Genomic DNA, 19,974 nt, shown 5'->3' on the forward strand with positions numbered 1-19,974 from the left:
CGACAAGGAGGTAGTGCGTTGGTCAAGGATCGTGGGTACCTGTACGAGATACAGGGGTTGCGTGCCGTTGCAGCACTGATGGTTGCCGTTTACCACATCTGGATTCAGCGGGTATCCGGTGGCGTCGATGTGTTCTTCGTGGTGGCGGCGTTTTTCATCGTGGGCTCGCTGACCCGCCGCGAACGGCTATCGGTTGGTGATGTGCTCGATTACTACGGGAAGACGCTGCGCCGTGTCGTACCCGGTGCAGCGATGGTGGTAAGTGCGACGATCCTGGTCTCGATGTGGCTGATGCCCGACTCGATGTGGCGCAATCAGTTGAAGCACGCATTGGCTTCCATCGTGTTCATGGAGAACTGGTCGCTGGCGTTGACGGCCACCGACTACCTGCAGCAAGGCTCGCCGCCGTCGCCTTTCCAGCAGCTCTGGGCGCTCGCGGTGCAGGTCCAGTATTATTTCCTTTTCCCGCTGATGCTCTGGTTGTCATTGAAGCTCGACGTCCATCGCGGTAGGGGAGGTCATCGCTATACCGCCTGTCTTCTGCTGGCAGTGACGGTCGTGTCTCTGGCCTACAGTGTTTACATAACCGAAAAGAACCAGCCCTGGGCGTATTTCGATACTTTCGCGCGTGCCTGGGAGTTTTCTCTGGGCGGGCTGCTGGCGTTGTATGCGACACGGATCACGATGTCAGTCCCGATGGCCAAGCTGCTGGGCCTGGTGTCGTTGGTGGTGTTGTTGACGTTCGCGCTGTTTCTCGACGTCTCGACATTGTTTCCGGGCGTGATGGCATCCGTCCCCGTGCTCGCTGCCGGCGGGATCATCATCGCGGCGCGGAATCGCTGCGACATCAAACTGCTCAACAATCGCTTGTTCGTCTGGTTCGGCGACATTTCGTTTTCGTTCTATCTCTGGCATTGGCCACTGTTGTCTTTCTACCGGTATGTGACCGGGGAATTCGATGTGGGGTTTGTCGCCGGGGCATCGATTCTGATCGCGGCAGGGCTGCTGGCATTTCTCACCACCTGGGGCGCCGAGAGCCCGATCCGGCGATCGACACTGCTCTCTCGCCGAAGAATCCATGCCTATGCCGCCTGCGCGATCTTGATGGCATTACCGGCCGGTTCACTGTTCGCGTGGTACCAGGACTATCAAGCGCGAAGCTCGGAGGCACGAGGTGAGCTGGAAGCTTTCATGAATGCGCCGTCTGCCGCCCGTGACGAGATCTATCCGGCGACCCTGATCGCGAGCCTGGATCTCCCCGAATCCTCCCGCGATGGCTGCCATCAGAATCAGTTCGGTACGGAGGTCCTGGAGTGCGAATATGGTGACCCGAAGGCGGATCGAACGGTGGTGCTGGCCGGTGGTTCTCATGCTCAGCATTGGCTGGCGGCACTGAAAGCCAGTGCCGAGAAAGAAGGTTTCCACCTGATCACGATGACCAAGGGGGCTTGCATGCTCTCTTTCGAACCGCATGCCAGGTACACCGTGGATGCTTCGTGCGAGGCGTGGAATCGCAAGGTCGTCGATCGACTCGTGGCGCTGAAGCCTGACCTCGTGTTCACGACAGGTACACGAGTGGAAGGCGGTGAGGAAGTCGTTCCCGAGGGCTATCTCGAAGTCTGGCGTGAGCTCGGCAAGGCGGGGGTCGATGTGCTTGCGCTACGTGACAATCCTTGGTTTGGTTTCGATGTGCCCGAGTGCGTGGATCTCAGTGATCAACCTTCGAAGGCATGTTCGGTATCGCGCAACGCGGTGCTGAGCGACCGTTCACCGACGGACGGTTATCATCTGCCGAACGTGTATTTTGCCGACCTCACCGATCTGTTCTGCCAGGGTCAACGCTGTTCGCCCTTGCGTCAGCATGTGCTCGTCTATCGCGACGATCACCACATCACCAATACGTTTTCCTACATGGTAGCGGGGAGAATCGCGCGGGAACTTCATGACGCCGAAATGGCGTTGGACGGCGGCGCAGGAGGCGACATGGTCTCTGCTCGCTGACTGAAGAGATATCGGGCGACCGCCGCTTGCGGTCGTCCGCTTCCATTCTCGCGGTTTTTCGTTTCGCTCGGCATTTCAGCGGACGGGTTACCAGAATCGACAGAGGTGAACCATGCCAACAAGACGTCAGGTACTGGCGACGGGACTGGGTTATCTGGCGGCGTCGGCGCTGCCGGTTTGGGCGGTCAAACCGCCCACATTACCATCGTACCCTCGGGAGCGTGCGGGCATGCGGCGCCGGGCGACGCCGGGCGACATCGCTCGCGTGGTGTGCGCGAGCGATATCATCATCGTGGGCTGAAAGGGAGTGGGCGCACGACCCGGCGAACGTCAGTCCTGTGGTCGTGTCGCCTTGAGACCGAAGCGAAGGCCGGCGTAGTTCAGCGTATCGTTTCGGTCCGGCGTCACGATATCGACCGAGGCGAAGTCCAGGTTCCGGTTGTGCAGGGCTTCCAGCTGGACCGCTGCGCCACCAGAGCGCTCGTTCAAATCCAGATTGACTATCCGGCTTCCCGGCATGATGAGGTTTCGATTCAGGCGAAATGCATGAGCGGGAGACCGCCCGGATCGTCGCGCGTCGCAGATCACGATCGCCGACTCGGCGCCGGGCACCTCGATCCGACTGCCCTCGATGTCGACGATACTGACGCCTGCGTAGGCACGAGCTTGAGCCAGTAGAGGCACGACCCCCGCGGGTTGGTCTACTCGCGACTCGATTTTGCCGCCTTTCCAGCAAGCGTAACCGGCATTGTTGGGCCCGAAAGCCACCAGCACATCACCGGGATCCGCCGCCTTGGTGAAGGTGAAGCGGTTGTCGACGAGCGTCTGTTCCCTGGCGTTACTGTGAGCTCTCAAGTCCATCATGACGTCCTGATGGCTGACGTTGCGGTAGGTGACGTCGGTCCAGGAGTCCACTGCCACCAATCCGAATCCTTCTCCTTCATAAACGAAAGACCCGGTATCGAGCGTGATGTTCTGTTCGAAGTCCGGGTCCTCGAACCCTGCCAGGCGGCGAAACAGCGTCTTTCCCAGACCGGGCCTGAATCTTTCCGTGGCGTAGCGAGCCCGCAGGTTGGCTGCCTGTGACGTTTGTCGGGCATGGAAGTTCTTGATGACGTTGCCGAGTGTGGCGTAGAACACGGAGATCCCGAAGTTGCCGGCATCGACCGAATGGATGCCGTCGAACAGGCAGTAGGTGCATCCTTCGAAGTCGAATGCGGTGTCGCTGACTGCCTGGGCGCTGCAGCCGAACACCTTGACGTTGTGGGCGTTGTTGAAATAGATCGCTCCATTGGACCGGGTGCAGTGCACGTCACTGATATAGCCGTCTCTCAAGCGACGCATCCAGCGCAGTTCACCGCCTTTTCCCGGTCTCGCCGAGCCGCCCCAGCCGGAAATGTTGCAGTACTCCATGGATACCTGCGAGATGCTGAAATCCCTGACGAAATTCAGCCGAACGGCGCATGCGAGCTTGCTGTCGCCTGGTTGAGAACTGTAGCGTCCCGCACTGCCGGACAGGTGACTGATGCGAACGTTCTGATTGAGATCGTCCGGCGTTTGCGGATGAAAGCCTGCGATCACCGCATTGTCGGTTTCGGGATCATCCTCGTGGCCGAGGGAGTAACGCCGATTGAGCTCCAGCTCATGGAAAAACTTGATGCCGCCGCAACGAACGTGATGATTGTCGCTGTAGAGGACATTTCGAACGTTAACCAGCGTCACGGCGGCGCTGGCGAAGTCCGTCGCCTCGAACGTCAGCCCCCGCAGCTCGATATCGTGGCTGAACGCATCGTCGATATCGCCAGTTGGACGCCCCTCGGCCCAGGCATCGACGACGTGGGATTCCCGCAACCACAGCAGGCCATCGCGAAAAGACGTGGCGGGGTAATCGCTGATGAGCCGACTGTTAGCCTGAGGGCCGTCACCGACGATCCGGGTTCCGGAGCACAACTCGATGCGCGTACTGCCGAGGTAGAGGCCCGCGCCGTCAGCCAGGTCGGGCAGGTATTTGGTACGAAACCGGGTTTTATCGATGGTTTTCTGAAACCATCGAGATTCATCGGTGCCTTTGTCCTTTGTACCCCGGGACATGTGGTAGTCGGCTCGAAACCCGACCTTGAGCAGATTGATATCACGACTCGGCTGAATGTAGGCCGCCCCATCCTCACCCCAAAGTGTGAAAACGTGGAAGCTTTGGTGCCGTGGATCGTCGGTCGGGAGCCAGTCCATTTCGCCAGCGCGTTCGGGAGCGTCCATCGCGGTGCAGCGCTGCAATTCGATATTCAGCTCATAGGGTAGGTCGCGGTAAAAGCGACGACATACAACGCGGTAACTGTCGGAAACGCGATTCCCGGGCCAGGTTTTCAACGTGTCGACGGAATCGAGGACGATCAGGCGCTGATCCAGTGCCTGGCTCAACGATTGCGTGCCCGAAGCGGAGGCCACGGCGGCCTGATCGAAGAATTGGGTGCTCAGGCGTTGTCTGGCATCCTGACTGACCACCTCGATGGTGTAGTGACCATTGGGTGCCGCGAACTGAATCTGTCCCTGCATGCCTGCGCGAAAAGGATTCTTCAGCGGTTGGCCATGCCCGTCCTCGAGATCGCTTGCCAAGGATTCTTCGCCCTGCCGATATACTGCCACCTCGGCATGGGGAACGATTCGGCCATCGGCGCTTTGAGCGAAGAACGTTTTGACTTCCATGAAAACCCTGCTCGCTAGTCCAAAGCTGATAGGTACGATTATCCAGGGACGTGGAAGCAATCACCTTAGCGCGCCGTTGTCGTTTTGTAATGACTTGGTTCAGTGGGTAAATCTTCGGTCATGTCCACGGTTGGGCGTTCATGTCCATTCTCAGCGTCTGCAAAAATGGGAGCGTCCGAGTTGGACCATTAGCCAACCCATGCTGGCGCCCGCCATGTCGATGCCCACATCGGCAAGCCTCGGATGGCGCTGAAAAGAAAAGTGCTGCAACCATTCGGTCCCTATTGCCGGTATTAGGCAGATCGCCAGAGGCAACCAGGCTGCGCGACCCCGCAGTAGAGAGGTCAGCAGAGCGCTTATCAAGATGAAGAGGACAAAATGCGCCAGCGGATGAATTTGATTGTTCGCACCAAGCCAGCGCTGAATAGCCGCAGTCTCTTCGCCTGGTAACAGCGTTCCGATGGTTAGGGCCAGCAAGGCACCCATCAAGGTGAATGTCAGGAATTTCGTTGTCATTGGTGAATCCTTGAAAGGGTCAAGACGCTGACCTTGCCGCCGATGGGTTCGGGCTGGCGCATGGGTCATAGCCCGAAAAGATGAATGATCGGCGGCAAGACAAAGGCTGTGACCAGGCCGGACAGTCCCATCGCCAGTCCGGAAAAGGCGCCGGCCACCGCACCGATGGAGGCGAAGCAATAGGCCGTGCCGAAGCCGTGAGCCGCCAAACCCATCGAGTATCCCTGAATTGTCGGGTCGCTGATCCGGGTCAGCCGGAATATCCATGGGCCGACGATGCATCCCGTCACGCCGGTCAGCAGTACCAGCCCTGCCGTCAATGACGGGATGCCTCCCAGTTTGTCGGCGATGCCCATGGCGATGGGCGAAGTCACCGACTTGGGAGCCAGTGACAGTATGGTCTCGGTATCGGCACCCAGCACCATGGCAATGCTGACAGCGGAAATGACGGCCGTGGCGATACCGGTCATCGTCCCGACGACGATCGGCCCCAGCATCCGGCGCACGCGTTCCCGGTGATCGTATAGGGGAATGGCCAGTGCGACGGTTGCCGGCCCCAGCAGGAAATGCAGAAACTGTGCGCCTTCGAAATAGGTGGCGTAGTCCGTATCGGTCAACAGCAGAAAGCCAATCAATAACGCAATGGCGACGATGACCGGATGCAGCAACGGTGTCCCGCCGGCCCAGCGATTGATGCGGGTGGCAACGAGGAATGCCAGTAGGGTGGCAAGGAGATGCAGCAGTGGGCTGGCGGAGAGGTAGACCCAGATCTGCTCAAGGCCGGCGCCACTCACGTGTCACGCTCCTTCGGCTGGAACTCTTTGCGGGCAACTCGTTGCAGCGTCTGGCTGGTTACCAGGATGGTGAGCGAAGTCGAAACGATCAGCGTGATGGCCAGGATCCAGATTTCCCGACTGATGAGACCGAAATGCTGAATGAGCCCGACGCCAGCTGGCACGAACAGTAGCGTCAGATACTTGAGAAGCCCTTCGCCCATGGTTCGAAGGCTTTGCGGGACACTGCCCCGTATCGTCAAACCGATCAGCAGGATCAGCATGCCCAGAACCGGGCCGGGCACGGGAAGTGAAAGGGCGCGGCTGATGACCTCGCCCAGGAACTGACAGCCGAGCAGAACGCTCATGCCGATAATCAACGCCATGACACTACCTTTAGACTTTGGTCTTGGTGCGAGGCATTGTACGCGCGGCTGGCCACAGAGACGAGAGTCGCCCACGCCAGCGCCGGCAGCGCTTCGAGGGCGAGCTTGCGTGCTGCCGGGATAGGGCGCCGATCGGGTTTCGCAAGCGATTGAAAAAAAAGCCATAAGAAGCGCTTTTCATTTTTCGGACTGCACGGTAGTATACGCTGCGTTTCGCGGGGACAGCTGCAGGTTGCCCGATCGAAGCCGGAGCGTGGCGCAGCTTGGTAGCGCGCTGCAATGGGGTTGCAGAGGTCGCAGGTTCGAATCCTGTCGCTCCGACCAAATATGAAAATGGCCATCAGATTCTGTCTGATGGCCATTTTTTTATGCCGTTTCGCTGGCCCGAGCTTGCGTCGGTATGGCGTCGGGATTGCCACGGCGACGGTAGAAATCGGTCGCCTGACGAGCTCCCGCCAGGCGACTGTGGATAGGGGCTACAGCCACAGCAGTTGGATCAGGCCCAGACAGATCAGTGTGACCAGAATCGTGCCGATGACATTGAGGAAAAAGCCGGCGCGAATCATCGACTGAATCGTCATCTGCCCCGTTGCAAAGACGATAGCATTGGGTGGCGTCGCCACGGGCATCATGAATGCGCAGCTGGCAGCGATGGCAGCCGGGACGGTGATCAGCAGCGGGTCGACGTCGAGCGACATGGCGAGAGCGCCGAGCAATGGCAGGAACGCGGCCGCCGTGGCGGTATTCGAGGTCAGTTCGGTCAGGAATATGACCACCAACACGATGGCGCCAATCAGCAGCAAAAGCGGCAGCGTGCCAAAAATGCCGAGTTGGTTGGCAATCCAGTCCGCCAGGCCGGAACCACTGATGGTGCTGGCCAGAGCCAGGCCGCCGCCAAACAGCAGCAGAATTCCCCAGGGAAGATCTTTGGCGTCCTCCCACAACAGCAGTGGGCGATGCCGTTCGTTGCCGCTGGGAATCAAGAAGAGGGCGACACCGGCAAACAGCGCGACTGAGGTGTCGGACAGCCATTCGACTCCCCAGTCGTTCAGCAGCGGCCGTGTGACCCAGGCGAGCGCCGCCAGCAGGAAGACGATGCCTACCCGTGCTTCTGCCGAGCTAAGCTTGCCGAGTTTGGATAATTCGTCACCGATGACGTCACCGTCATTGTCATCGAGTTTGAGCGTGAAACCGCCACGAGTCAGCCACCACCAGGCAACGACCATCATCGCAATGCTGACCGGCAGTCCGATGATCATCCACTGGGCAAAGCCCAGCTCGATGTTCTGCTCGCTCGAAAGATAGCCGGCGAGGATGGCGTTGGGGGGTGTGCCGATGAGTGTGGCAATGCCGCCGATGCTGGCCGAATAGGCAATGGCCAGCAGCAGGGCGGTGGCGTAGCGCTTCACCTCTCGAGACTCTGCGCTGGCAAACAGCGAAACCACCGACATGCCGATGGGCAGCATCATGATCGCGGTCGCAGTGTTGGAAACCCACATGCTGATGAACCCGGTTGCGAGCATGAAGCCTGCGATCTGCTGCTTGGGTTTCTGGCCAACGACGTTCAGGATTCGTAGCGCAATTCGCCGATGCAGGTTCCAGCGTTGCATGGCAATGCCCAGCAAAAAGCCACCCAGGAACAGAAAGATCGTCGGATTGGCATAGCTGGCGGCGGTGCTCTTGAGGTCGGCAATGCCGAGTGCAGGTGCCAATGGCATGGGAAGTAGCGAGGTGGCAGGAATGGGAATTGCCTCGGTAGCCCACCAGGTCGCCAGCAGCAGAGCCAATCCGACGCAGTGCCAAGCGGCAGGTTCCATGCCGGCGGGGGGCGGCGTGACCTGCGTCAAGATGACCCAGATTGGCCCTAGAACCAAGCCGATGCGGGCGGCCAGCGGAGGCCCATTTGGCGATTGGTCGGATACGTGCGTCATGTCGTGGCGTCCTTTTCCGGAGACTTGAATCGTTTCGATTCTACTAAAGATGTAGAGTGCTTCGTGGCAACAGCGGCTTAGTCTTTGGTCTAAAGGGGACTGTCGGTGTGCCGTTACTGGGGGGCGCCTGTTGAATTCCACTCTCGTCTGCGTTTCGTCGAATGGCGCTTGGCGCTGCTTCTGGATGCGCTTTACGAACCCAGTCGAAGGATTGAGAGTGTGCCGATGGAAGATCCGTAAATGCAGAAGATACGCGGATGAATAGAATGCAGATGGCGCGAATGAATAGAATTCGGATAGATAGTGCAGGAGAGCCCGTGGATGCTGTTATCCTGAAGGCACCTGCGAAAGAGACTCATTAGAAGGCTGCCTTTTAACCCATGTCGTTACCTCTCACGGTCGGGCTTTGCGTCCTTGCCATTGTGATCGTTGTCCTGCTTGCCGCTTATGCCTGGCGCCTATCGCGTGAAGTCAAGCGACGGAGTGCCTTTCGGGCCGCTGAAATCGCCCGCGCGAACCAGAATTGCATCGACAGCTTGAGCGCGCTTTCAGACGCGATGGTGGCGCGGCAGGTGGATCTGGTAGAAGGCGCGTTACGTTGCAGGGTGCTGCTCGATATTCTTGATCACCCTTCGGTGATGCCTGACTCACGGCGGGTGTTTGACGAGGTGGCCGTCGAGGCTGAGACATTGCATACGCATCAAGCGCGTCGAGAACTGTCGCCTCGTGACCGGCATCGTGAGGATGTGAAGCGCGAGGACATTGCGCAACGCCACGATCAGGCTCTTCATCTTGCTGCGATCGAGCTTCAGACCTTCTGCCGAAATTGGGCGGCAGCCAAGGATGCCAGCGCTTTGAAATAGCGCGAGCGCGCGTGGCAGAAAACCAGCGCACTTCGGTCCTGACAAGACTCGTTGACCCGAAGAGGTAATCTTGGCGAGTCGGTATCCGCAAGGTCCAAGGGTGAGGAAAAAACGCGAAGTTTTTTCTAATCCCTTTGCCAATCTTGGAAATGATGCTAAAACAGAACAGTGTTTCCCGACACGGGTTTGCAACTCGGGCTGGAATCGACAATGCTGTTACGGAGCTGCAAAGAAAAGGGACAATGGGAACATTGACCACTGCTCAAGTCGACGTGCACTGCAGTCGCCGAGAGATTTCTTTGCCGTGAGGGAAGGAACATCTTTCTCTTGACGAATTCGGCTTCTATACTCGAAGCCGCTGGGTAACGCCCGTTACGACTAGCGCTGTGTTAAGAAGGAGTCTTACATGAAAAAATCAACGACTGGCTTGCTACTAGGTTCTGCTCTGGTAGTCGGTCTTTCTGGTTGTGCCAGTTCCGGTATGGAATCTACTGGCAGCTCGTCCGACCAGGCTTGGTATCAATCCCCGTTCGTCTGCGGCATTGCCGGCGGCCTGATCGGTGGTGGCGTTGGTTACGCCACTAGCAGTGATTCCGATGAAGATACTGGTGCCGCAATTGGCGGCGTCGCTGGCGCGACAGCCGGCGCCCTGCTGTGCGCCGACTACTCTTCGGACGTCATGGACAGCGACGGCGACGGCGTGCCTGACGATCGTGACCAGTGCCCGAACACGCCTGCTGGCGTAGCGGTCGATGCCGTTGGTTGCCCGCTCGACACCGATGGTGACGGCGTGCCTGACTACATGGATCAGTGCCCGGGAACGCCGGCCGGTGTTGAAGTCAACGCCCAGGGCTGCCCGCTGGATTCCGATGGTGACGGCGTGCCGGACTATCAGGATCAGTGCCCGAACACTCCGGCTGGTGCCGAAGTCAACTCGCTGGGTTGTGAAGAAGACCTCGTCCTGCGCGACGTCAACTTCGAATTCGACTCTGCCAAGCTGACCCCCAGCGCCGAATCCATTCTGGATGGCGTGTCCGAGAAGCTGATGGCCAACGACCAGCTGCGCATCCGCCTTGAAGGCCACACGGACTCTGTTGGTCCGGCTGCCTACAACAAGGAGCTGTCTCAGCGTCGTGCCGATTCCGTGAAATCCTACCTGGTTAGCAAGGGTTTCTCTGGTGCTAACATCACCACTATCGGTTACGGTGAAGAGCAGCCGGTTGCCAGCAACGATACTGCTGAAGGCCGTGCTCAGAACCGTCGCGTCGAACTGGGTGAGTGGGAATAAGCTTTCCCGACACACGGTTGACGTGACCATGAGGGCGCCTTCGGGCGCCCTCATTGTTTGTGACTACCTGGTTCGTATCTACTTGGTTCACATCTACCTGGTTCACATCTACCTGGTTCGTATCTATCTGGTTCGCAGCCATATCGTTCGCAGCTGCACCAGATCTCTGCGGGCCTGACCACTCCTCCTGGATGGCAAAGCCGTCTTTTCGCTGATAGTCTACTGCTCCCGCGGTTGCCGCCGGGTGGTATTTTTCATGTCTCGCACACATCAGTTGGCCTGCCCGTATGCAGGCCGATCGCAAAAGAGATACTTCAGCTTCTTAAATGAGCTCATGTGATCCTTGGTATAGATCACCACTGAGCGTAAGGATGTTTTCATGCCCATTGTGACGCTGCCTGACGGCAGTCAAAGAACTTTCGAAGAGCCTCTGAGTGTCATGCAGTTGGCCGAATCCATTGGTCCCGGGCTCGCCAAGGCGTGCATCGCCGGCAGGATCGATGGCGTCGAGGTCGATGCAGCCGATATCATTGATCATGACGCGGAAGTGGCAATCGTGACCGCGCGCGATGAAGAGGGGGTGGCAATCATCCGCCACTCCTGTGCGCATTTGCTGGGACATGCGATCAAACAGTTGTACCCGACGGCCAAGATGGCTATTGGTCCGGTCATCGAAGACGGCTTTTATTACGATATCGATTTCGAAGAGTCTCTCTCCTCCGAGGATCTGGAGAAGATCGAGGCCCGGATGAAGTCGCTGATCGATCTCGAATACGATGTCGTTCGGGAGTACGTCGAGAGAGCTGACGCGCTTTCCACGTTCGCTTCAAGAGAAGAGCCTTACAAGCAGGAGATCGTCGAGGGTATTCCCGAAGGAGAGACCATTCGTCTCTATCATCACCAGGAATATATCGACATGTGCCGCGGTCCCCACGTGCCGAACACGCGATTCCTGAAGGCTTTCAAGCTTACCAAGCTAGCGGGGGCTTATTGGCGAGGTGATGCATCGAAACCCATGCTGACGCGAATTTACGGCACCGCGTGGGCTGACAAGAAGGCCCTCAAGGCTTATCTGCTGCGACTTGAGGAAGCCGAGAAACGCGATCACCGCAAGCTGGCTCGTCGCTTCGACTTCTTCCACATGCAGGAAGAAGCCCCGGGAATGGTGTTCTGGCATCCGCGCGGGTGGACGTTGTGGCAGGTCGTCGAACAGTACATGCGCGGCGTCTACAAGCGCAGCGGATACCAGGAAATCAAGTGCCCCCAGATCATGGACGTGTCGCTCTGGAAGAAGTCCGGGCACTGGGACAACTATGCGGAGAACATGTTCTTCACCGAATCGGAAAAGCGTGAGTACGCGCTGAAGCCGATGAATTGTCCCGGACACGTTCAGGTTTTCAATTCCGGGCTGCGTAGCTACCGTGAACTGCCGATTCGCTATGGCGAGTTTGGCGGCTGCCATCGCAACGAGCCTTCAGGGGCATTGCACGGTATCATGCGAGTCCGCGCATTCACGCAGGACGATGGCCATGTCTTCTGCACCGAAGGGCAGATCGAACCCGAAGTGACGGCGTTTCACCGCCAGGCGCTTCAGGTCTACGGTGATTTCGGGTTCGAGGACATTGCCGTAAAGATCGCGCTGCGGCCTGACAAGCGTCTGGGTAGCGACGACACATGGGATCGCGCCGAGGACGCGCTGCGTGCCGCACTGGGCAACTGTGACGTCGAGTGGCAGGAGCTGCCGGGCGAGGGGGCGTTCTATGGTCCCAAGATCGAATATCACATGAAGGATTGCCTGGGGCGGGAGTGGCAGGTCGGCACCATGCAGGTCGACTTCATGATGCCCGGCCGGCTGGGAGCGCAATACGTCGCCGAAGACGGATCGCGGCAGATTCCAGTGATGCTGCATCGAGCCATTGTCGGTTCGATGGAACGTTTCGTCGGTATTCTGATCGAACATTACGCTGGGGCCTTGCCTCTATGGCTGTCCCCGGTCCAGGCTGTAGTACTCAATATCACGGATGCTCAGCGTGATTATGCCGAAAATCTCACAAAAACCCTGCGTGAAGCGGGTTTCCGGGTCGAGTCGGACTTGAGGAATGAGAAGATCGGCTTTAAAATTCGCGAGCATACGCTGCAGAAGATTCCTTATCTGCTGGTTGTCGGTGATAAGGAAGTCGAATCGGGTGCCGTTGCAGTACGGACTCGGTCCGGTGAGGATCTAGGGTCGGTAGCTGTGGATGCGCTGATAGCGCAACTCCAGCAGGCCAACCGTCCGGAGCAGCAACGTTAATCGCCAGATGGAGATCTAACGATCAAGCGTAATAATCAGCGCGGGCGCCCTCAGGAAAAGCGCGCGCCCATTAATGACCGTATTCATGCAGACGAAGTTCGCCTCATCGATGCCGAGGGTGAACAGTTGGGGGTGGTTCCCATGCAGGAGGCGCTTCAACGCGCCGAGGAAGCCGGAATGGATCTCGTTCAGATTTCCAATGCCGATCCTATCGTCTGTAAAATCATGGACTACGGCAAGTTCCTCTTCGAGCAGAAGAAGCAGAAGTCTGCTCAGAAGAAGAAAACCAAACAGATCCAGGTCAAGGAAGTGAAATTCCGGCCTGGTACGGACGAGGGCGCCTATCAGGTCAAGCTGAAAAACCTGATACGTTTCCTCGAAGGTGGCGACAAGGGTAAGGTCACGCTGCGTTTCCGTGGTCGCGAAATGGCACACCAGGATATCGGTCGTCGACTGATGGAACGGATTGCCGCCGATCTGGAAGAGCTGGCTGCTGTCGAATCCTTCCCCAAGATGGAAGGCCGGCAGATGATCATGATTCTTGCGCCCAAGAAGAAGTGATCCGCGGGCAAGTCGAACGGAAAGTGGCCAGCGAAACGCTTGCTGCTTTCGGCCTCGGGTTTTCTAAAAAAAGCGGAGTGGAGTTTTTCCCATGCCGAAAATCAAGACCAACAGTGGCGCTGCGAAGCGCTTCAAGAAGACTGGTAACGGCTTCAAGCACAAGCAGTCTTTTCGTAGTCACATCCTGACCAAGAAGTCCACCAAGCGTAAGCGTCAGCTGCGCGGGATGAAGCAGGTGCACGCTGCCGACAAGCAGCTCGTCACTCGCATGCTGCCCAACCTGTAACACTTGGTCGTCAGTCTTTAACGTCAGGAGAGTACTATGTCTCGCGTCAAGCGTGGTGTCGTCGCACGTCGTCGTCACAAGAAGATCATGAAGCAGGCCAAGGGTTACTACGGTGCGCGTTCGCGCGTCTTCCGCGTTGCCAAACAGGCCGTCATCAAAGCGGGTCAGTATGCATATCGTGACCGTCGTCAGCGGAAGCGTCAGTTCCGCGCGCTGTGGATCACGCGTATCAATGCGGCTGCCCGCGTCAATGGCATGTCTTACAGCCGTTTCGTGGCGGGCCTGAAAAAGGCAGGCATCGAGATCGACCGTAAGGTGCTGGCTGATTTGGCCGTTCACGAGAAAGCGGCGTTCGCTGCCATCGTCGAAAAAGCCAAAGCTGCATAGCAGGTCAACTTTTGCCCTTCGGGGTGATGAGTGATGTGACCGATCAGGGGAAGAGCAGCTGCTCTTCCCCTGTTTTTTTATATTGCACCGCCGCGTCGTTCCTGACCGACGGCGCTACGTAACGAACGACAAGCGGAGCTCGACGGATGGATCATCTTCCCGCCCTGGTCAATGAGGCGAAAGCGGCGATCGCCGCGGCTGAAGACGCCCAGGCGCTCGATCAGGTGCGCGTGCGTTTTCTGGGCAAGAAAGGCGAGATCACGGCCTTGCTCAAAGGCCTGGGCCAGCTATCGCCCGAGGAACGACCGGCTGCCGGCGAGCGCATCAATGAGGCCAAGCAAGCCCTGCAACACGAGCTGGAACATCGCCGGCATGTGATCGAGCAGGCGGCGATGCAGGCCCAGCTCGAAGCCGAACGAATCGATGTCACCCTGCCGGGCCGGGGCGAGGCCAACGGTGGCTTGCATCCCGTGACCAGGACACTGGAGCGGATCGAATCGCTGTTCCAGCATATTGGCTTCGAGGTCGCCTTCGGACCGGAAATCGAGGACGATTTTCATAACTTCGAAGCGCTGAACATTCCTGCGCATCACCCGGCTCGTGGAATGGCGGACACCTTCTATTTCGATGCCACGCGCCTGTTGCGCACGCACACGTCGCCGGTGCAGGTGCGCACCATGCAGTCACAGCAACCCCCTATTCGGATCGTCTGCCCCGGGCGGGTCTATCGCAGCGATTCCGATCTGACCCACACTCCGATGTTTCATCAGGTGGAAGGGCTGCTGGTCGATGAAGGCGTCAGTTTTGCGGATCTGAAAGGCACGATCGCTGATTTTCTCCAGGCATTCTTCGAGCGGGATGATCTGGATGTGCGCTTCCGGCCCTCCTATTTCCCGTTCACCGAACCCTCGGCCGAGGTCGATATTCAGTGCGTGATGTGCCAGGGCAACGGGTGTCGGGTTTGCTCGCACAGTGGCTGGCTCGAAGTGATGGGGTGCGGCATGGTCCATCCAGAAGTCTTTCGTCATTCATGCGTCGATGCCGAGCGTTATACCGGTTTCGCCTTCGGCATGGGCGCCGAGCGCCTCGCGATGCTGCGCTACGGGGTGAACGATCTGCGGCTGTTTTTCGATAACGATCTGCGTTTTTTGCGTCAGTTCAACTGAGTCCCTCGCCCAGTCAAGGAGTATCAAGATGAAGTTTTCCGAAGCGTGGCTGCGCGAGTGGGTATCACCGGCGCTCGGTACGCAGGCGCTGGCAGACGCGATTACCATGGCCGGTCTGGAAGTCGACGGCATCGAGCCGGTCGGCGCCATTTTCCAGGGGGTTGTCGTGGCAACGGTGGTTGCCAAAGCACCGCACCCCGATGCTGACAAGCTCAATGTGTGCCAGGTCGATGACGGTTCGGGCGAGCGCGTTCAGGTCGTCTGCGGGGCCCCCAATGTCGATATCGGTCAGAAGGTGCCTTTCGCTCGGGTTGGTGCGGTGCTCCCCGACGACTTCAAGATCAAGCGAGCCAAGCTGCGTGGGGTGGAATCCTGCGGGATGATCTGTTCCGCCTCCGAGCTCGGTCTGGAGGAAGGGCGCTCGGAAGGTATCTACGTGTTGCCGGGCGATGCTCCCGTCGGGAAGGATTTTCGGGCCTGGTTGCAACTGGATGATCACACGATCGAAGTAGACCTGACCCCCAACAGAGGGGACTGCCTCAGTCTTCGCGGCATCGCTCGCGAGGTCGGGTGTGTGACGGGCGCCAAGGTGATCGAGCCGAGCATCGCTCCGATCGCCGCGCGCAACAACGCCCAATTCGCGGTCGAAGTGAGCGACAGCGAGTGGTGTCCGCGGTATCTGGGACGGGTCATTCGTGATGTCGACGCCTCGGCGAGCACACCGCTGTGGATGCGTGAGCGTCTGCGTCGCGGCGGGATTCGCAGCATCGACCCGGCAGTCGATGTGACCAATTACGTCATGCTCGAGCTGGGCCAGCCGATGCACGCCTTCGATCTCGATGCCTTGAAGGGCGGGATCCAGGTTCGCCGAGCGCATGCCGGTGAGCGGCTCACGCTGCTCGATGGTCAGGACGTGGTGCTGAACGAGGATACGCTGGTCATTGCCGATCATGATCGGGCGCTGGCTATCGCCGGTGTCATGGGCGGCGAGGCGACCGGCGTCACTGGCGAGACGCGCAACCTGTTTCTGGAGGCCGCCTACTTTTCACCGCTTGCCGTCGCTGGCAAGGCTCGTGACTTTGGCCTGCACACGGATGCATCGCACCGCTTCGAGCGAGGCGTGGATCCGGATATCACGCGTCCGGCGATGGAGCGGGCTACCCAGCTGCTGACTGCCATCGTTGGCGGCTCCCCGGGGCCTATCACCGAAGTGAGGCAGCCGGCGCATCTGCCCCGGCGCGCGGATGTCGAACTGCGTCGGGAGCGCCTCTCTGCCTGCCTCGGCGTTCGTCTGCCCGACGAGGAGATTCACCGTATCTTCCGATCGCTGGGGATGGCCAGTTCCGCGCCGGGCCAGAGCTGGCGCGTGCAGATCCCCAGCTGGCGTTTCGACATCTCCATCGAGGAGGACCTGATCGAGGAGATCGCTCGTCTTCACGGCTATAACCGGCTGCCGGTACGCCGCCCGCAGGCGCGCCTCGGGCTGAAGGCCGACGACGAGGCGACTCGGCCGCTGCGTCGTCTGCGCCGCCACATGGTGTCTCGCGGTTATCAGGAGGCGGTGACCTACAGCTTCGTGTCGCCGGAACTTCAGGCATTGATCATTCCGAATGGTGTTTCGCCGACACTGGCCAATCCGATTTCCAGCGACATGTCGGTGATGCGGCACAGCCTCTTTCCAGGGTTGATCAAAGCGCTGACCCATAATCTCAACCGTCAGCAGCATCGCGTGCGGCTGTTCGAGACCGGGCTGGTATTTCAGGGTGAACTGGACGAGTTGGTTCAGACGTCCATGTTCGGTGGTCTGATTTGTGGAACCCGGGACGTCGAGGGCTGGTCTTCTCGACGCGATTCGGTCGATTTCTACGATCTGAAAGGCGACCTGGAGAGCCTGATCGCGTTGGGTGGCAACGCCGAGGAATGGACCTTCGTTCCGGCTGCACATCCTGCGCTGCATCCGGGGCGTTCCGCGAGCCTCTGCCGTGATGGTCAGGTGGTCGGATGGCTCGGGGCCTTGCATCCGGGGATTCGCGCTCAGCTCGATATCAAGCCTGAGGTCTACGTCTTCGAAGTGGAGCAGGCAGCGCTGACCCAGGGTGTCATTCCCAAGTTCGAGCCGCTGTCACGATATCCCGAGGTACGCCGGGATCTGGCATTCGTGCTTCGGGAAGATGTCGAGATCGCCCCGCTGATCGAGAGCATTCGAAGTCGGGCCGGCGACTGGCTGACACAATGGCAGTTGTTCGATGTCTATCGAGGAAAAGGGGTGGACGATGGTGACAAGAGCATCGCCCTGGGCTTGACCTGGCAGCATCCTTCGCGCACTCTCAATGACGAGGAAATCAATCAGTTAATCGCAGACGTGGTGGAAGTCGCGCAAGCGCGCTTCGGTGCCAGACTGCGAAGTTGATCTGTCATCCTGCGCGAAGGGAGCGATCATGGGAGCGCTGACGAAAGCTGAGCTTGCGGAGCATCTTCACACCGAACTGGGTTTCTCCAAGCGAGAGGCCAAGTACATGGTGGAAACGTTCTTCGAGGAAATTCGCGGCTGTCTGCGCGAGAACGAGCAGGTGAAACTCTCCGGGTTCGGTAATTTCGATCTGCGAGACAAGCGGGAGAGACCCGGACGCAATCCCAAGACCGGGGAAGAGATCCCGATCTCCGCGCGGCGAGTCGTCACTTTTCGCCCCGGCCAGAAACTCAAGGCCAAGGTAGAGAGCTTCGACGGCGAACTGCAGGAAGATTGAGTCGGCCCGTGATCCATCATATACCGCCTGTCAGCTGACGCTGGCAGGCGGTCGTGTTTCAGGCCCTGTCGCGTGAGGCCGGTGGGCGGGATATGCTAAGCTCCCGCGCAAATCAATTGCTGACTGAGTGTTATGCCCAAGCTAAAGATTGTCGTCGGTACCGTTTATGGTGGTGCCCTGGATGTCGCGGAACAGGTTTCGCCGTTATTCGAACAGGCGGGTTATGATGTCGTGGTCATCGAACAACCCAGCTTGAAAGACCTGACCGACGATACCCCGGATCTCGCGTTATTCTGCGTCTCCACGACCGGAAGTGGTGATTTCCCGGGTGATTTCGTTCCGTTCGTGCGGGAGCTGAAGTCGCAGTCGCCGAGTCTCGGCGCTCTGCGCTATGGTTTGATCGCGTTGGGCGACAGCTCCTATGGGGATACCTTCTGCGGCTCCGGCAGGGCGTTGGACGAGATACTCGCCGACCTTGGCGGCCAACGTCTGGGTGAGCGTCTCGAGATCGACGCGATGGAAACCTTCATGGCGGATGATGCTGCCATTCCCTGGGTAGAGGGGTGGATCGAGGCCGAGGGGCTCGCGACATGACGGAGCTGCGTTCACCGGCGGCTGCACGAACGTTGACAGCTACGCGCTGGAGTACGCTGCTGGGCCTGTGCGTGGTGATGCTGCTGTCGCTGCCGCGTTATTGGTATCAGCATGATTCGACGCGCTTGACGTTGCTGGTGATACTGGCAGCCGCGGTCGCGGTGGCCCTGATCGGTTTCTGGCGTCTGATGGCGCCGACGCAACGAGAGCTGTGCCCGAGCGCGATCAAGCAGCTGGGTGGTTGCCTGCTGATTGGCTGTGTTCTGATCGGCGCGTGGCACTGGGTCGATGTGGCGTCGGATCACTGGTCGGTGATCCTGTCGCAAGGTGCGGCGCTGGGTCTGCTACTGCACGTGATCAGTCGACTCTGGCGGCGACGTCGCTGAGAGATACCATTGAATACGGCGGGCCATGGGCCCGCCGTATTCGTTTCGCGATGACTGTCCTGGTCTCCAGGATCGCTTGGCCGAGCCACCGGGCTCCGCGATTGCGTCGATGGCATATCGTGCTTCGACCGCCGAGGGTGTACCTCGGCGGTCGAGCGTGCAACTCAGCCTAGGGTATAGCAGGGCACGTACTCGGCGCCGGGAAGTTTCATGCGACCCTGGGCCACGAACGACGTCAACAGCGCATCCAGACGAGACATCAGTTCAGGTTCGGCGTGCAATCGGAAAGGGCCTCGTGCCGCAATGGCGCGAATGCCGGGTTCCTTGACGTTGCCGGCGACGATTCCCGAGAACGCTCGACGCAGATTGGCGGCCAGCGAGTGATTGGGTTGATCGTGATGAAGCGCCAGTGCTGCCATCGCTTCGTGTGTCGGTTCGAAGGGCTGCTGGAACCCGCGCTCGATGTTGAGTCGCCAGTTGAAGTAGAACGCATCATTCTGTTCGCGGCGAAATTCGGCAACTTCCTGAATGCCATCCCGCATCAGTCGGGAAACCGTGATTGGATCGTCCACGACGATACGATAATGGCGGCCGACTTCCTCGCCCAGGGTGTAACGCAAAAACTCATCGATACGCTGGAAATACTCGCGCGCGCTCTCCGGACCGGTAAAGATGACCGGGAAAGGGATGTCGCGGTTATCCGGGTGCATCAGAATGCCGAGCAGATACAGAATCTCTTCCGCGGTGCCAACGCCGCCCGGAAATACAACGATGCCGTGACCGATGCGGACGAAGGCTTCGAGCCGCTTTTCGATATCCGGCATGATCACCAGTTCGTTGACGATCGGGTTGGGCGACTCGGCGGCAATGATGCCGGGTTCGGAAATCCCCAGATAACGGCTGTCCTTGCGCCGCTGCTTGGCATGGGCCAGGTTGGCGCCCTTCATCGGTCCTTTCATGGCGCCCGGACCGCAACCCGTGCAGATGTCCAGTCCGCGCAGACCCATGTGGTAGCCCACGGCCTTGGTATAGTCATACTCTTCGCGAGTAATCGAGTGGCCGCCCCAGCAGACCACCATGCTCGGTTCCTGCG

Annotated in this window: 19 protein-coding genes and 1 tRNA gene; 14 read left to right on the forward strand and 6 right to left on the reverse strand. The window is 59.0% G+C overall.

Translation table 11 applies throughout. From position 1 onward, the window contains the following. Positions 1–18 precede the first annotated feature (18 nt). Both BTW07_RS15195 and BTW07_RS19665 read left to right on the forward strand, forming a co-directional pair. Positions 19–2,001 (forward strand): acyltransferase family protein, encoded by a 1,983-nt coding sequence (locus BTW07_RS15195; protein ID WP_075571015.1) that lies wholly within the window; start codon positions 19–21, stop codon positions 1,999–2,001. Positions 2,002–2,113: 112 nt separating this feature from the next. Then, positions 2,114–2,302, forward strand: a complete 189-nt coding sequence (locus tag BTW07_RS19665; protein WP_144076921.1) for a hypothetical protein — start codon at positions 2,114–2,116, stop codon at positions 2,300–2,302. A 29-nt stretch (positions 2,303–2,331) separates the two neighbouring features. Here BTW07_RS19665 and BTW07_RS15200 read toward each other — a convergent pair whose 3' ends face one another. The 4 genes from BTW07_RS15200 to BTW07_RS15215 all read right to left on the reverse strand — a co-directional run bounded on the left by BTW07_RS15200 (position 2,332) and on the right by BTW07_RS15215 (position 6,379). Beyond that, positions 2,332–4,704 carry a right-handed parallel beta-helix repeat-containing protein gene (locus BTW07_RS15200; protein ID WP_075571016.1) on the reverse strand — a complete coding sequence of 791 codons (2,373 nt, stop codon included), beginning with the start codon at positions 4,702–4,704 and terminating at the stop codon, positions 2,332–2,334. Positions 4,705–4,854: 150 nt separating this feature from the next. After that, positions 4,855–5,220, reverse strand: coding sequence for a VanZ family protein (locus BTW07_RS15205; protein ID WP_075571017.1), 366 nt, complete (start codon positions 5,218–5,220; stop codon positions 4,855–4,857). A gap of 65 nt (positions 5,221–5,285) precedes the next feature. Next, positions 5,286–6,014, reverse strand: coding sequence for an LrgB family protein (locus BTW07_RS15210; RefSeq protein ID WP_075571018.1), 729 nt, complete (start codon positions 6,012–6,014; stop codon positions 5,286–5,288). After that, on the reverse strand, positions 6,011–6,379 hold the full coding sequence (locus BTW07_RS15215; protein WP_075571019.1) for a CidA/LrgA family protein: 369 nt from the start codon (positions 6,377–6,379) through the stop codon (positions 6,011–6,013). The genes BTW07_RS15210 and BTW07_RS15215 overlap by 4 nt, the downstream gene beginning before the upstream one ends. Positions 6,380–6,626: 247 nt before the next feature. On the opposite strand from BTW07_RS15215, the gene BTW07_RS15220 reads away from it, so the two are divergent. Beyond that, a tRNA-Pro gene (locus BTW07_RS15220) sits at positions 6,627–6,703 on the forward strand. A 152-nt stretch (positions 6,704–6,855) separates the two neighbouring features. Here the strand turns inward: BTW07_RS15220 and BTW07_RS15225 are convergent. Next, on the reverse strand, positions 6,856–8,310 hold the full coding sequence (locus tag BTW07_RS15225) for an SLC13 family permease (RefSeq protein ID WP_075571020.1): 1,455 nt from the start codon (positions 8,308–8,310) through the stop codon (positions 6,856–6,858). Between the two features lie 380 nt (positions 8,311–8,690). On the opposite strand from BTW07_RS15225, the gene BTW07_RS15230 reads away from it, so the two are divergent. The 11 genes from BTW07_RS15230 to BTW07_RS15280 all read left to right on the forward strand — a co-directional run bounded on the left by BTW07_RS15230 (position 8,691) and on the right by BTW07_RS15280 (position 18,881). Next, complete coding sequence (locus BTW07_RS15230) at positions 8,691–9,173, forward strand: DUF2489 domain-containing protein (RefSeq protein ID WP_075571021.1); 483 nt, start codon at positions 8,691–8,693, stop codon at positions 9,171–9,173. Positions 9,174–9,579: 406 nt separating this feature from the next. Beyond that, positions 9,580–10,461, forward strand: a complete 882-nt coding sequence (locus tag BTW07_RS15235) for an OmpA family protein (protein ID WP_075571022.1) — start codon at positions 9,580–9,582, stop codon at positions 10,459–10,461. A gap of 379 nt (positions 10,462–10,840) precedes the next feature. Next, the gene (gene thrS, locus BTW07_RS15240; protein ID WP_075571023.1) at positions 10,841–12,754 is read left to right on the forward strand and encodes a threonine--tRNA ligase; all 1,914 of its coding nucleotides are present in this window, start codon (positions 10,841–10,843) and stop codon (positions 12,752–12,754) included. 21 nt (positions 12,755–12,775) lie between these two features. Then, positions 12,776–13,315: a translation initiation factor IF-3 gene (gene infC / locus BTW07_RS15245; protein WP_075571024.1), complete on the forward strand. Its 540-nt coding sequence runs from the start codon at positions 12,776–12,778 to the stop codon at positions 13,313–13,315. A 91-nt stretch (positions 13,316–13,406) separates the two neighbouring features. Next, complete coding sequence (gene rpmI / locus BTW07_RS15250) at positions 13,407–13,601, forward strand: 50S ribosomal protein L35 (RefSeq protein WP_075571025.1); 195 nt, start codon at positions 13,407–13,409, stop codon at positions 13,599–13,601. Between the two features lie 36 nt (positions 13,602–13,637). Beyond that, the gene (gene rplT, locus BTW07_RS15255; RefSeq protein ID WP_075571026.1) at positions 13,638–13,988 is read left to right on the forward strand and encodes a 50S ribosomal protein L20; all 351 of its coding nucleotides are present in this window, start codon (positions 13,638–13,640) and stop codon (positions 13,986–13,988) included. A 146-nt stretch (positions 13,989–14,134) separates the two neighbouring features. Continuing rightward, on the forward strand, positions 14,135–15,154 hold the full coding sequence (gene pheS / locus BTW07_RS15260; RefSeq protein WP_075571027.1) for a phenylalanine--tRNA ligase subunit alpha: 1,020 nt from the start codon (positions 14,135–14,137) through the stop codon (positions 15,152–15,154). Positions 15,155–15,182: 28 nt separating this feature from the next. Continuing rightward, complete coding sequence (gene pheT, locus BTW07_RS15265) at positions 15,183–17,564, forward strand: phenylalanine--tRNA ligase subunit beta (RefSeq protein ID WP_075571028.1); 2,382 nt, start codon at positions 15,183–15,185, stop codon at positions 17,562–17,564. A gap of 28 nt (positions 17,565–17,592) precedes the next feature. Further along, a complete protein-coding gene (ihfA, locus tag BTW07_RS15270; protein WP_075563798.1) occupies positions 17,593–17,901 on the forward strand; it encodes an integration host factor subunit alpha in 309 nt (102 codons plus the stop codon). A gap of 132 nt (positions 17,902–18,033) precedes the next feature. Continuing rightward, positions 18,034–18,495: a flavodoxin domain-containing protein gene (locus tag BTW07_RS15275; RefSeq protein WP_075571029.1), complete on the forward strand. Its 462-nt coding sequence runs from the start codon at positions 18,034–18,036 to the stop codon at positions 18,493–18,495. After that, positions 18,492–18,881: a hypothetical protein gene (locus BTW07_RS15280; RefSeq protein ID WP_083941929.1), complete on the forward strand. Its 390-nt coding sequence runs from the start codon at positions 18,492–18,494 to the stop codon at positions 18,879–18,881. The genes BTW07_RS15275 and BTW07_RS15280 overlap by 4 nt, the downstream gene beginning before the upstream one ends. Before the next feature lie 164 nt (positions 18,882–19,045). On the opposite strand, the gene ppnN is transcribed toward BTW07_RS15280, so the two are convergent. Beyond that, the coding region (gene ppnN / locus BTW07_RS15285) for a nucleotide 5'-monophosphate nucleosidase PpnN (protein ID WP_075571046.1) at positions 19,046–19,974 on the reverse strand (929 nt) is incomplete at its 5' end.

Source organism: Salinicola socius, assembly GCF_001937195.1.
GTDB classification, from domain to species: Bacteria; Pseudomonadota; Gammaproteobacteria; order Pseudomonadales; family Halomonadaceae; genus Salinicola; species Salinicola socius.